Consider the following 13,512-nt stretch of genomic DNA (forward strand, 5'->3'; position numbering starts at 1 on the left):
TTGTAATAAAATTTAATGGAAATTGACCCTAAAGCGGTGGAGAGACGAGTCGATAATCAGCACTTTCATCCCAGCCGTTGCGCCTACAATTATAAAACTTGCGCACGCAGACCTCATAACCGGGTTTCTAGCGCCCCATCCGTCCAGAACTGAAATTATTAACTTTTAGAACTCAAATCCCCAAATCCCCAAATCTCAAATAAAATGACGCCCGCTAAAGTTTCCTAACAGTACAAAAGCACTTTAGATGTTCCAATTCCCATCAAAATCCCAGAAATCATTTGCGGCTCCCCTCTCATATTTTTGCCCGTATCATACCCTAATTCAGCAACGCCCATAATTTAAATGTGCAACAGTTTAATGAATAACGACTAATAACTAATGACTACTTTCTGTGATCAAGAGATGCCCCCAAAGCTTGAGACACCCAAACTTCAAAAGAACGCACCGGATATTTCCGCATCGCATAGCCTGCATCAACCATTGGCTCGACTAAAATAGTAAACATACCCAAACGATTGCCGGCCAAAACATCAGTAAAAAGTCGATCGCCCACCATCGCCACTTGTTCCACAGGCAAATTCATCGCCGTCACAGCTTTGCGTAACTTGCGGCGCGATGGCTTAGCTGCACCAGTGATGTAAGGTAGATTCAAAGACTCAGCAATTCTACCGATCCGAGTCTGACTTAAATTATTGCTCGCCAACCACAGCGATACTACCGGTTTTATTTCTTCCACCCACAGGCTGAGTTCCTCAGAAGCATTCATTGCTGTCATGGGAACTAGGGTTTCGTCCACATCCAATACTAATCCTTTAATATGATATTTCTCAAGAATATCAGCCGTTAAATTTACGACCGAATTGCCTAAAACTAAGTCAGGCTGTAGTAGTTTGCCCCAAGTCATAATGATTTTAGATTTTAGATTTTAGATTGAGAAATAAGACATGGAAAGTTCAACATTGAGAAAGTAAAAAATCAAAAGTCAATGATTTTGGCTTTGGCTTTGTAACTTTTGACTTTTTACTTATGTATTAGTCATTGCCTATCTATTGACCCGATCGCACTTTTTGGTCAATTTTCGCCACAGCAGCATCGTGTTCCGCCTGAGTGCGGCTGAAAATGTGAGTGCCGTCGTACCGAGCCATAAAATACAGATATTCCGTATTTTCAGGAGTCAGAGTCGCTTCCAAACTGGCAATTCCCGGAGCTGCGATCGGAGTTGGGGGCAGCCCTACATTGATATAAGTATTGTAAGGAGAAGGCGTTTCCACCTGCTTAAAAGTCAAAGGCTTCTCCTTAGTTTGCCTAATGCCGAGGGCATATTCAACTGTAGGATCGGAACCCAAGGTCATATTTAGTTTCAGACGGTTATTGAACACGCCTGAAATGCGATTGCGCTCGCTCGCCACCACAGCTTCTTTTTCCACAATACTTGCCAGCGTCACCCACTCTTTCAAAGAAAGCTTAGTATTGTTCTGATTTTTTTGATAGACCGGCAAAGCTATCCGCTCAAAACGATCGAGCATTTGTTTAATGACAGCTTGCGGACTCACTGCATCGCCGTCTAGCTGATAAGTATCCGGGTACAAAAACCCTTCCAAATGAGGCAAGCCGCTCGGCAGCCAAGGGTATTGAGCGTAAGGAACTTGACTTGCCGCTGCCATAAAATCCTGAGCCGGAAAAAAACCTTGCGCTTCAAAATAAGTGCTCATTTGTTGCAGTGACCACCCTTCAGGGATGGTAAAACTCTGCTGTACGACTTCACCCTTCCAAATTTTCTCGGCAACCGCACTCAAGGGCTGAGTCGGCGACAGTTGGTAAGTTCCGGCTTTAAAACCTCCGTCGCGGTTTTGCATAGTCAGCCAGCGGGCCCACATATTCCATGCTCCTGCCGATCGAATTAAGCCCGCCGCTTCCAAATCCTGGCCGATTTTTTGACTGGAAGTACCGGGGGGGATTTGGATTGAAACAGCAGCATCCTGTCCTGGGGAAGTTGACTGAGTGGCTGTTTTAGGTGGCGCCGCAGCCCAGCTCCACCAAGCCCAGCCTTGCCAAGCGCAAACGCCCCAAATTGCCGGCAGCAACGCCAGATAAAACAACCATTTAGAGACTTGCCGAGTACCTTTTCGGCTCTCGCGCGCGCTGCCTTTTGTCAGTTCTTCTTTACTCATCGAAAATTTGGGTAGAAACCCCGTCCTAAAAGGACGGCTTTATATTTTGTGTGGTACACTTAAGTTGCCGAAAAGCGAAAATCAAGCAGTAGGCAATGCACCTTGAAAACTCAAGTTAGGGGGTTCTGTACAGAAATGCTTGTACAGGTAAAAACTTTAAGCAACAAGTACAAAAAGCTTTTGCTGACACCGTACCGATGGACGATCGGGATCGGATGAGTCTGAAATGGGAATAAAAGTCTGTGGACTCTGTGTAAGACGGTACATGGTTTTTAACTGTGGTATGCAACGGTGGATGAAGCAGAAACTTAAATCGTGAGGTTTGGGAATCCACTCGCCTTTAGGCAGTGGAGGATGTCAAAGTCCGTTGTCCTCGATAAGCGGCGATTAAGTAGCGACTAATGACTGATGACCTGCGATTGATGACCGAAAAGTTACGGATACTAGCCTTTGAAAAGATCCCCTTCACGCTGCCCAGTTCTACAGCCTGAGCTGACAGGGCTAAGGTGCAATCTCGCAAAAGTTCGATCGGGCGAGCAGTTGACTTTTTTATAAAATAGTCAAATATTCTGCTTTTTGCCTCATGCCTTTTGACTGCAATTAATATTTAATCAAGCTCGTCAAAAAATTGATCTTCTAGCATAGGTAACATCGGTTCTAGCCTTTGGAACTCTTCTTCCGAGAGTAATTCTGGCTCGCCATCATCATTCATTCTAGCCAAGATAAAGAACGGGTCGAGAGGCGTATAAATGGCATATTCCTGTTCTTCGTGATAGAAGCTGGTCAACCACATTAGTTCCTCAAACTCCGACTCCTCATCAGGATCGACATCAGGCGCCAAATCCTCGTCGGGAAATTCCGGCAATTCGCCAACCACAGTGAGTGTGACTGCCGTGCGCCGTAGCTTCAAGTTCTGCTCTTGCAGGACAACTGTAGCGATATCAAAAATTTTGTCAATTTCGGCCTCGTCTTCTACAGGAATTGCTGCTTCGTCGGTTTCGTCTCCGTGCCAAGTAAAAATTTCTACGGGAGAGTCTATGGGAATCAGCAAAGCGTATTCTTGACCTTCTAGGCTCATCGAATGCTCTATGTTGCAAGTCAGCTTGCGCCCAAGTTCATCCGTCAGGGTGACGGACTCTTCATTGGAACTGCCATTCTCTTTGCGGTTTGGGGATGAGGACATCGCGTGTATCTTAATTTTCCGTCAATAATTCAGTAATGTTTGCTTGACAACTGGGAGTTTTCGTGGCGATCTTCTGGTCGATCGGGCGATCGCTATTCCACAAACTTAAACCGCGAGACTCGCGGCATTTTCCACAGGCGAGGAGTGCAGCGTTTAAATCTTAGCCGAGTCCGCCGGCGACACTGAGGACAAATCACAATTATGTGCTGCTTCAGTACCGAGGTTCTGGGGAATTTTCTCCCATCTGTCAACGCTTACAGGTGTGCGTAGCAAACTTGCACAACTAGGATATCATGCCTGTGTTACAAGCTATCAGGATTGGGAATTGCGCCGATCTTTTGCCTGCGCTCGTCTAGCCACTGCTGCAAAATCAAGGCCGCTGCTTTGCGATCGATCAAACCCTTATTTTGCGAGGGCGACATCCCTTGATCTCGGATCAGTTCCTCTGCGCCAACAGAAGTCAGGCGCTCGTCGGCGTATTCTAGGGGGAGATCTAAGGCGGTGGCGATGCGACTAGCATATTTCTGGACTTTTCGGGCTTGAGCGCCCACTTCTCCGTTCAGGGAGTAGGGCAAGCCAGCAACCAAAATTTGCACTCTCCGCTCTTGCACGAGCCCTCTGAGGTAAGCTACATCTCGATCGAAGGACGATCGTACCAGAGTAGTAATCCCCGTAGCGATTAAACCAGTGCCGTCACATCCGGCGATGCCGACTCGTTTGCTGCCGATATCTAATCCGAGGGCAGAAATCCATAATTTTTCGTTGGACATTAATCAATTTTAGTTTGTAGATTTACTGCTTTTTCGCGGCAATAATTATGATTTAACAAACCGCGTTGGCGTAGCCTGCGCGAAGCGCTTAGCCGCGAAAAACGCGAAGGAAGAAGGGAAGAAGGGAAGAAAGTCAGAAGTAAGATTGGTATTTTTGGCTCGATATCAACAAAAAGCAGAAGGTAGTTTTTTTTCGAGTTTCTACTTTCTGCTTTTTTCTATCAGGAATTAAGTCTTATTCTTGCACGCCGTCTAGAGGTAATTCCGGCAAATAAGGAGGCAAAATGCTGCTAGCATCTGTTACTTCTGATTCGGAATTCTGGCTGTTCAATGGGTTAACTCGCTCGGCTTGACTTTTTCCTGAGTCTAACAAAAAGGGTTTAATCTCGGACGACGCGGGCCCTGTTGCGGCTTCTCCAGCCATCGGGCCGAGCCAGGACATCCGGCCCGGTACTGGTTTGCGAGTTGGCTGGAAGCTTTGCAGCATTTCTGATAGCTGGAGTCCTTCGAGAGAGACTAATTTGGACTCGCGCAATTTGTGCCACACCGATCGCGACATCAGCAAACTGTGTTCCAGACGCACGGCTCCAAATTGCTCTAAATAAGCTTCCCGTTCCGGCTGATAGTCGGCGGAAGCCAGTTGCAGGCTTTGAACTGGGAAATCTTGAACGAGGCGCGCCATCTGGGATAGCAGTTCTGGGTACAGCCAGGTGTAGGCCGGGTGTACAGTCAACTGGGCGACGTGTGGCTGTTGGCCGTTGCGGGATAGCTGTACCTGAAAATAGCCGATCGCGGCTTTGCGCTGCGGTTCAAATACGTAGGCGCTGACTACCTCTGTTTTGCCCAGCCATTGTTTGACACCTTCAAACAATGCGCCCAAAAAACTGGTTTTGAAGTCTTGAATATGCCGATCGAATACTTGACGTACTAACGGTGGCATAGACGCGGTATCGAGTTGATATAGGAATTGAGCGTCCGCGTTGCTTACAGGCAGCAGGTTGGGCAAATCTGGCGTCGCGGAGGCCATTTCTTGGAGGCGTTCCGGGGCGATCGACCAATAAGTCATTTGTGCCAACGGCTGAAACCCGTTCTGGCGATACAAAGCCAGGGAAGTGTTATCGCCCACATTCACCTCTAGCAACCAGGTGCGTGCCTCCCAGACTGCCTCGAAGCAGTAGCGCATCAGCATCGAACCAATGCCTTTGCTGCGGGCTTCTGGGTCTACTCCGACGCGATCGATCCGCCAAGTGCTGCGGGTGCGGTTGAACGGAGAAATCTGAATTATGCCCTTAACTGTCCCCTCTTCCTCAGCAACGTGGGCCCGAAACAGGGATTGACAAGGGTTGGGAAACAAGCTCAACAGCTTTAGCAGTCCGTACCAGCGACGAATCTGCTGCAACTTTTTACCTAGTACCAAGTCGCAGCTTGCATCCTTGCGTTTTTCTGGTTGTTCGGCTGTTTCCGCGCACAGTTGTTCCATCGCCTCGATATCGCGGTACTGAAACGGGCGAATTACAACTTGGTTTTGGTTTTGAGAGGGAAATGAAGTCATATATAAATTCTCAGGTGAGGTATAAATTGGTTATTGGTTATTGGTTATTGGTTATTGGTTATTGGTTATTGGTTATTGGTTGGCGAGTTCCTCACGAAACTTGAGAACCGTGATAGCACGAAACCGGACAATGAAAATCAAAAAATCAAATATGTTTAAGAAAGGGGAAGAGTTAGGGAAGTTTTGAGTTTTTATTTCAAAACTTAGAGATTTGAATTCTTCACCCTTTCTTAGTCGAGCGAAAATTAAAAATTTCAAATCGTGTTTTTGAATTTTCAATTTTCAATTGTCAACTCAAGATTTTTGTGGCAGAGGTCGAATTAAAACCACTGGTGTTCGTTCGTCAGCATTCCCGGCGGGGTTACTGCGTAAGGCTTGCTCTAAAAATGCGATCGATAAATCGGAGGTCGCTGCTAATATCTTAACTGCTTTTAAGTCGTTAGCGTCTACGATCGCCGCCGCAAGTCCCGTTTCTCGTTGAATTTCTTCTACAACTTGCTGGGGATTGTCCGGGCCAAGCACGATAAATTGGTCGAAGGGAGGCAAAGTCCCCGTAACATCGTCGATTAGTCTGGCTTGTTCCCCTGCAAGTTGGTAGAAGACTCCCGGTTTACCCAATATTTTAGCTACAGAGCCGATCGCAAATGCTGCAACTACGCGCCAAGGCCCGACTACATCCACCAAAGTTTGCATCCCGCAAGCCGTGGCCAAACTCGACATCGGCAAGAAAAACAAGCAAACTCGCTTAGCTACCCATCCGGGTTTAACTTCGCTGGGATGGCGGTAGCGCCCCTGCATCAAGGCTAGGGGAGTTTCTGCGAGGGCGACGATATCGCCTTTCTCGGCGCGCGGCAAAACGTAACGCTTGACAATTTCCACGGGATTGTCGAGTTCGGCCAGTATGTGCGTGCGAATCGGTAAGACTTCTGCAACTCCGACATTGCGGGCGACGGGTACGGTGTCCGAGTTGGGAAATTGCAGCGGGACTACTACGTTGCGGACTTTGGGGATGCGCCCGCCGGGGCCGTAGGTGATGAAATGTATTTGCACCCAAGCTGACTGCAATTTGGTTAAATCTTGCCCTTGAATGTCTACGGAAACTTTAATTTTGGTGTTTTGTTGGGCTTTAACAATATAGCCGAACCAGTAATCGTCCGATCGGGCTTTTGCGTCTTTGTGGCAAGGAATGACTTTTGTCTGGGAAATCACGCCATCCAAGCTTCCGTCTGATAGCAGTTTCACCTGTGCGCGCACTTCCGGCAACATCACCTCGAACCGCTGTGTCAGGTTGCGGAACTCCATTTCGCCGACTAAAAGATAGCGATTGGGTTCGTTTATGGCTAAGTGCCATTCTCCGGCTGTAAGTTCTAGTTTATTTGCACTCCCAGTCCGGCGATAGTTCAACTCTAGGCCCAATCCGCCCAATGCTAGCAGCGAACCTGCTGCTGCGATTCCTGTTGCTAAACTCTCAATCACTCAAATCACCGCCAATAATATTTTGTGTTTACTGTAGTCGATATCGGGTACTTTGAGTGACGATCCGGTAGTAATTGGATTTGCTGAGTTTGTTGAGGGCGATCGAACTTATGCCCAATTACACGTAAGTGCGATCGCGTCTGGTGGCTAAAGCGGTCAAGTTGCTGTTCAAAGAGCTCTCCTCGTGAGTTAGATCACTCCAAAATCTAGCGTTGCTTAATCAGGGTATATAAAAAATCAGTTGAAAATCCCGAATTTTTGTGGATACTGGTTTCTATGACTTGCATATTTAGCCTTTCCTACCGTAAATCAGCAACGTCTACCAAAAAATCACTTAATTCAATAATTTAATAGTAAAGTTTTTGATAATATATAATTATTAAAAACGTTAAGTTATAAGCTGGCTCTCCACATTTTTTTAGAATATTTATTAATCATTTAATCAGTAAACAATTCTGTATACATGAGTTATTTTTGGATCGCTAAGCTAAGACTGTTCCAGATGTGCGCTCCTCTTCGTTGGCGTAGCCCCCGTAGGGGCGGGCTTCGCTAACGCGCACCTCCAGCTTCTTCAAGGTCGAATGAACAGCTATCCGCTAGCGCCGTAGTGGTCAGTACCTTTAAGAATCTACTTCTTAAGTAACAGTCAAAATCTAGTTCTTAGGCAGTAGACTTTCTGAGAAATATATAGTTAACCTAGTAAATGTAGCAGTAATACCCAAGGATATTTATGACTGATAATAAGCAGCCTTTTAACCAGCCTGAAGCCAATCCTGACTTCCAGGAAAAGAATGTTGACAATAGCGAGAACCAGCAGCTTCAGGCTCAGACTAACGAAAATGCAGAATCACAGGAAGATCAATCATCAGGCTCTGGCCTTGGTGCGAGGATAGCTGGAGCAGCAGTCGGTGGTATACTGGGTGCTCGCTCTGGGGGCATTCTTGGTGCTGTAGCAGGCTCAGTTGCTGGCGCTATGATTGGTAAAGGTACTGCTGATACTGTTAACCGTGCTGTAGATAATTTAGGGGATGCCGCACACACTGTAGCAGACGGTATTAAACACACTATAGAAGAGCTAGAGACAGTAGCAAAGGAAACTGCTGAGGACGTTAAACCATCTATCAAAGCTACAGCAGAAGCAGTCAAGGAGACTGTTGAGGAAACTAAGCCTTCGATTAAAAGTATAGCCGAATCTGTCGATCAGACAGTGAAGGAAGCCAAGCCTTCTGTAGTAAATGCAGTCAAGAGCGCATCCGAGGAAGTTAAACCTACGATTAGAGAAGTAAAAGATTCAGTAAAGCAGACAGTCGAAGGTGTCAAGCCTTCTATACAAAGTGCAGCGAACTCTATTAAGAACACTGCCGATGAAGTTAAGCCTTCTGCCAAAGCTGTAGCTCAGGAAATTGAGGGTGCCACTAAGGATCTTAGATCGACTGTAAAAGATACAGCGAAGGCAGTGGAGCCATCTATAAAAAGTGCAACCGAATCGCTTCAGTCATCTGGCAAGAGTGCAGCCGAATCAATCAAGTCATCTGCTAAAAGCGCATCCGAATCTGCTAAAGGTGCAGCGCAGGATGTTAAGTCATCGGCCCAAAATGCAACCGAATCTGCTAAAGGTGCAGCGCAGGATGTTAAGTCATCTGCCCAAAATGCAGCCCAATCTGCTAAAGGTGCAGCGCACGATGTTAAGCCATCTGCCCAATATCTAGCCGAATCCGCCGCAGAGGGAAATAAGGATAGCGATATTCAGATATCTGGCAGTCCTGAACTCAAGGACAAAGTGGTCATTCATGACAAGAGAATCATTAAGAACTAGGTAAACTAAGGACTTAACTCCAGCTTGTTAAAGCTAGCACTAAGAGAGTTTAACAGAGAGTGGATCTGAGAAAAGAGTCCACTCTTTTTTGTGTAGGAGGACGGCGATCGCCTAGGGTTTAACGAACAGTCTATTTATTGAGGAACTCTCCCCCTGAAGAAGGAGAGATTCCGTTCATAGTTCATAATAGCTTGTAGCCATTTGTCGTAACTGCTCACCGCAATAAAGTTGCGGTGAGCAGTTACACTTTAACTCAGAGCACGCCACTTAATATTTCCTTAGATAATTATGAATTTTTCCACCGACTTAGTTAGAGTGAAACTTTGTTTGGCGCTAAAATTGTTAAGGCTTTGATTGTTGTGGCTCTTGGGGCCGAAGATACGGAAATATTTGTGTTGGGACGCGAACAATTGCTCGACTACTGGCAGAAATGGTTAAAACGGCTAAAGTTTTTTGTAGAAAAAGCTGCTTGATAAATCGAGAAATAGTTAGGGTCAAGCTGAGGTGGCCAGTTCAACCCCTCACTATTTAATAGCTAATTTGCAAAGTCACAGAAGCATCTACCTCCTGTTCCCCTCCCACCACGGGCGTTGTAGCAAAACTAGCACTGCGAGCCTCCAACTTCTGGTACACAGGAGCCGGCGCGATCGCACCGTTGACTTGAATTCCTAGAATCTCTCCCCGCTTGAGGTTTAGGGCGCTCAGGACTGCATCTGCTTGCGCTTGAGCATCTTGAGTTGCTTTTTTGAGTGCTTGTTTTTGAGCTTGTTCGATCGCACTTTCGGCGGCCACAAAACTCACACCTTGAATTCGGGTTGCTCCGGCTGTCACCGCATCGTCGAGCAAAGTGCCGGCAGATTGAGTATTGATGCGAAAACTGACGGTATTTGTAGCAGTATACCCTATTATCCGCTGCTGATTGTTTTCGTTGCTGTAATTCGGGCTGAGGTTGATGCCGGCGGTTTCGAGTTTTTCCACTTGGCGCGATCGCAGCAACTCTACCACAGCGGACGATCGTCTCGCCGCTTCCTGCTGCACCGCAGCCGCCGTTTTCCCCTGTACCTCAACCCCCAAACGCACTTGCGTTTGAGTTGTCGGAATCGCTTCAATACCCCGCCCAGTCACAGTCAGCGTTCTGATCCGCTGTTCTTGAGCCACCGCCGGATCTAATCTCACAAAACTCACGAGAGTTAACGTTAAACATAACGCTGTTAGCAGACTACGGAAATTGATTCTAGTACCGCGTTGCAAATTTGAATTCATAAAGTCGATTCTCCTCATATACAACAGATGCTATACTTTACCTTCGCACTGGAATTGCCAAATATTCAGCCTGTTACATTTTTAGCAACTAAAATTTTTAGTCATGTGTCATTAGTTTTTATATGCAATCCTTAAAACAAGCTGCCCGCCAACTAAAAAAAGAGACTTACGCTGTTTATTTAGCCAGTATAGACCAGAGAGTACCTTGGTATGCGAGAGTTTTAGCGGGTGTTACGGTTGCGTATGCCTTTAGCCCGATCGACCTAATTCCTGACTTCATCCCAATTCTCGGCTACTTGGACGATTTGATAATTGTACCCTTGGGGATTTGGCTGGTACTCAAGATGATTCCACCACAGGTTTTAGCCGAGTGTCGGGAAAAAGCAGCCGCAGAAATAGAGCGAGGAAAACCGATAAATCGGGCCACCGCTGCTGTAATTATTGCTATTTGGATCGGCTTGGGAATATTAACAGCTATTTTGCTCAAACAAATATTGAAACGTTAGAATACCCGGCGGTTGAAACCGCGGCTACACAGACAAAACCCGCCTCCGCAGGTTGAAGAATAGGCGTTGAAAATTACGTTTTACGTAATTTTCTTCAGTCCGCGGAGGCGGACATCGTTTGTGTAGACGCGGTTTCAACCGCCGTCTTATCTGATATTATATTATATAGCGATCGCACCCAACCTTAAAAAAACTCCCCGTATCCGATACTAAGTATTATTTATCCCTTAAAAAAATCCAACAACTAACATTTCAGCTATGACTCAAACTACCGATCACCTCAGCCACCTCAACCCATCCCAGCGCCAAGCAGTCGTCCATTACAACGGGCCGCTGTTAGTAGTAGCGGGGGCTGGTTCGGGGAAAACCAGAGCTCTAACTTACCGCGTAGCAAACTTAGTTCGCACCAACCGAGTCGATCCCGAAAATATTTTGGCGGTGACATTTACGAATAAAGCCGCTAGGGAGATGAAAGAAAGAATTGAGAAATTGCTGGCGACTCAGCAAGCTGAAGCTGAATATGGCAAACCTTTGGCAGATTTAGCGCCGGATGTGCAAACCAGATTGCGATCGCAAATTTATCAAAAAATCACCAAACAGATTTGGATGGGGACTTTTCACTCTCTCTGTGGCCGCATTCTCCGCTACGACATTGAGAAATATCAAGACGAAAAAGGCCGCCAATGGAAGAAGAATTTTTCAATTTTTGACGAGTCAGATGCTCAAACTCTCGTCAAACAAATTGTTACCAAAGTCCTTAACCTCGATGACAAGAAGTTTGACCCGCGCAAAGTCCGCTATGTCATCAGCAACGCTAAAAATAAAGGTTGGTCGCCTCAAGAATTCCTAGCCGCAGAACCGGATTACAGAGGGCGCGTAATTGCGGATGTTTACAGCCGCTACCAAGATGCTTTAGCCGCCAACAACGGCTTAGATTTTGACGATTTAATTCTGGTTCCGGTTAAACTCTTATCCCAAAACGAGCAAGTATTAAGTTATTGGCATCACAAATTCAGACATATTTTAGTTGATGAATACCAAGATACGAACCGCACTCAATATGATTTGATTCGGATGTTGGTCACAAATAATGTTGACCCGAAAGAGTTTGATAAATGGCAAAATCGCTCGATTTTTGTGGTGGGCGATGTCGATCAATCTATTTACAGTTTTCGGATGGCGGATTATACCATCTTGCTGGAATTTCAAGAGGATTTCGGCGATGGTTTGTCGGACGAAAAAACTCAGACGATGGTAAAATTAGAGGAGAATTATCGATCGCGCGAAAACATCCTGCAAGCCGCCAACCACTTGATCGAACACAATACCGAACGCATCGAGAAAGTTCTGCGGCCGACTCGCGAACCCGGAGCTCCGATTGTGGTATGGCGCGCTGACAACGAAATAGATGAAGCGCAATTTGTAGCGGGTCAAATTCAGTCGCTGAAGCGCCAAAACTCGGAGTACGAACACGGGAGTAACTTTGCGATTCTGTACCGCACCAACGCTCAATCTCGCTCCTTTGAAGAAGCGTTAATGTACTTGGATATTCCCTACAATATTGTCGGCGGCCTGAAGTTTTACGATCGCAAAGAAATCAAAGATATCCTAGCATACCTGCGGACGATCGCCAATCCCGACGATAGCGTCAGCCTCAAACGCATCATCAACACTCCCCGCCGCGGCATTGGCGATACCACATTTGGTAAAATCGAAGACGCTGGAACCCAATTGGGGATTCCGTTATGGGAAATCCTCAGCGATGAATCTTCTGTAAATACTCTCGCAGGGCGATCGGCAAAAGCTATCATTAAGTTTGCCCAAATGATTAGTAATTGGCAACAAAAACTTGAAACTACGCCCGCGTCGCAAATTGTCCAAGGAATTATCGAAGATTCTGGTTACATTGACGATTTAAAAAATCAAGGAACCGAGGAAGCAGAAAATCGCATCGCCAACGTTCGAGAATTGTACAACGCGGTGATCCAATTTGAAGAACAAAACGAAGAACCGACGCTAACATCATTTTTAGCAAAAGCATCCTTAGCATCCGATTTAGATGACTTGAAAGAAGACGATTCCCGCGTGTCGCTGATGACGCTGCACTCCGCGAAAGGGTTAGAATTTCCCGTAGTCTTTCTAGTCGGAATGGAACAGGGTTTATTTCCCAATTTCCGCAGTTTGGATGACCCAAAAGCAGTTGAAGAAGAACGCCGTTTGTGCTATGTCGGCATCACTCGCGCCCAGGAATTGCTATTTCTTACCCACACTCGCGAACGCCGCCTCTGGGGAGGATACCGCGAACACTGCACGCCTTCGCTATTCTTGGGCGAATTACCGACACATTTGCTGGCTGGAAGTGCGAAGAAAACTAAGACGGCCAAAACGGCTGCATCGCAGGGAAAGACTAATAATTCAGCAGCCGATTCTGGGAGTTCTCCATCAGAGTGGAAAACTGGGGAACGGGTTTTTCATCATGCTTTTGGAGTTGGAGAAATTACCCACGTTTTGGGAGTGGGCGATAAAACTAATCTGGCAATTAAATTTAAAGGTTTGGGCCGCAAAATCATCGATCCGAGAACTGCTAAGTTGCAGCGAGTGTAATAGAAAATCCGGCGGTTGAAACCTCGTCTATACAGGCAAAACCCGCCTCCGCGGGTTGAAGAATGGGCGGTTAAAATTACGGTAAAAATTACATTTTTTTCTTCAGTCCGCGGAGGCGGACATCGTTTGTGTAGACGCGGTTTCAACCGCCGTCTGCATCTTGAGGCG

11 protein-coding genes are annotated in these 13,512 nt (G+C 46.4%); 4 read left to right on the plus strand and 7 right to left on the minus strand.

Going from position 1 to position 13,512, the window contains the following annotated elements; all coding sequences use genetic code 11:
* Positions 1–385: 385 nt before the first annotated feature.
* The 6 genes from QUB66_RS12225 to QUB66_RS12250 form a co-directional block, all read right to left on the minus strand.
* Positions 386–907, minus strand: coding sequence for a YqeG family HAD IIIA-type phosphatase (locus QUB66_RS12225; protein WP_265234592.1), 522 nt, complete (start codon positions 905–907; stop codon positions 386–388).
* A gap of 142 nt (positions 908–1,049) precedes the next feature.
* Positions 1,050–2,174 carry an endolytic transglycosylase MltG gene (gene mltG / locus QUB66_RS12230; RefSeq protein ID WP_265234590.1) on the minus strand — a complete coding sequence of 375 codons (1,125 nt, stop codon included), beginning with the start codon at positions 2,172–2,174 and terminating at the stop codon, positions 1,050–1,052.
* A gap of 607 nt (positions 2,175–2,781) precedes the next feature.
* Entirely contained in the window at positions 2,782–3,357 is a 576-nt protein-coding gene (locus QUB66_RS12235) for a DUF3727 domain-containing protein (protein ID WP_265234589.1), read from the minus strand.
* 302 nt (positions 3,358–3,659) lie between these two features.
* Positions 3,660–4,127: a Holliday junction resolvase RuvX gene (gene ruvX, locus QUB66_RS12240; RefSeq protein WP_332968583.1), complete on the minus strand. Its 468-nt coding sequence runs from the start codon at positions 4,125–4,127 to the stop codon at positions 3,660–3,662.
* A 235-nt stretch (positions 4,128–4,362) separates the two neighbouring features.
* A complete protein-coding gene (locus tag QUB66_RS12245) occupies positions 4,363–5,679 on the minus strand; it encodes a GNAT family N-acetyltransferase (protein WP_332968582.1) in 1,317 nt (438 codons plus the stop codon).
* Positions 5,680–5,973: 294 nt separating this feature from the next.
* Positions 5,974–7,155 carry a F420-0:Gamma-glutamyl ligase gene (locus QUB66_RS12250; protein ID WP_332968581.1) on the minus strand — a complete coding sequence of 394 codons (1,182 nt, stop codon included), beginning with the start codon at positions 7,153–7,155 and terminating at the stop codon, positions 5,974–5,976.
* Between the two features lie 730 nt (positions 7,156–7,885).
* Here QUB66_RS12250 and QUB66_RS12255 point away from each other — a divergent pair.
* Entirely contained in the window at positions 7,886–8,971 is a 1,086-nt protein-coding gene (locus QUB66_RS12255; protein WP_332968580.1) for a hypothetical protein, read from the plus strand.
* A 323-nt stretch (positions 8,972–9,294) separates the two neighbouring features.
* A complete protein-coding gene (locus tag QUB66_RS12260) occupies positions 9,295–9,444 on the plus strand; it encodes a hypothetical protein (protein ID WP_265234584.1) in 150 nt (49 codons plus the stop codon).
* Positions 9,445–9,499: 55 nt separating this feature from the next.
* Here QUB66_RS12260 and QUB66_RS12265 read toward each other — a convergent pair whose 3' ends face one another.
* Positions 9,500–10,234: an SIMPL domain-containing protein gene (locus QUB66_RS12265; protein ID WP_265234583.1), complete on the minus strand. Its 735-nt coding sequence runs from the start codon at positions 10,232–10,234 to the stop codon at positions 9,500–9,502.
* A gap of 122 nt (positions 10,235–10,356) precedes the next feature.
* Between QUB66_RS12265 and QUB66_RS12270 the strand changes: the two genes are divergently transcribed.
* Together QUB66_RS12270 and pcrA are read left to right on the plus strand one after the other, a co-directional pair.
* Positions 10,357–10,740, plus strand: coding sequence for a YkvA family protein (locus tag QUB66_RS12270; protein ID WP_265234582.1), 384 nt, complete (start codon positions 10,357–10,359; stop codon positions 10,738–10,740).
* A 258-nt stretch (positions 10,741–10,998) separates the two neighbouring features.
* Entirely contained in the window at positions 10,999–13,344 is a 2,346-nt protein-coding gene (gene pcrA / locus QUB66_RS12275) for a DNA helicase PcrA (RefSeq protein WP_332968577.1), read from the plus strand.
* The last annotated feature ends 168 nt before the right edge of the window (positions 13,345–13,512 follow it).

Origin of the sequence: Microcoleus sp. A2-C3 (assembly GCF_036706065.1) — a bacterium.
GTDB lineage: Bacteria > Cyanobacteriota > Cyanobacteriia > Cyanobacteriales > Microcoleaceae > Microcoleus.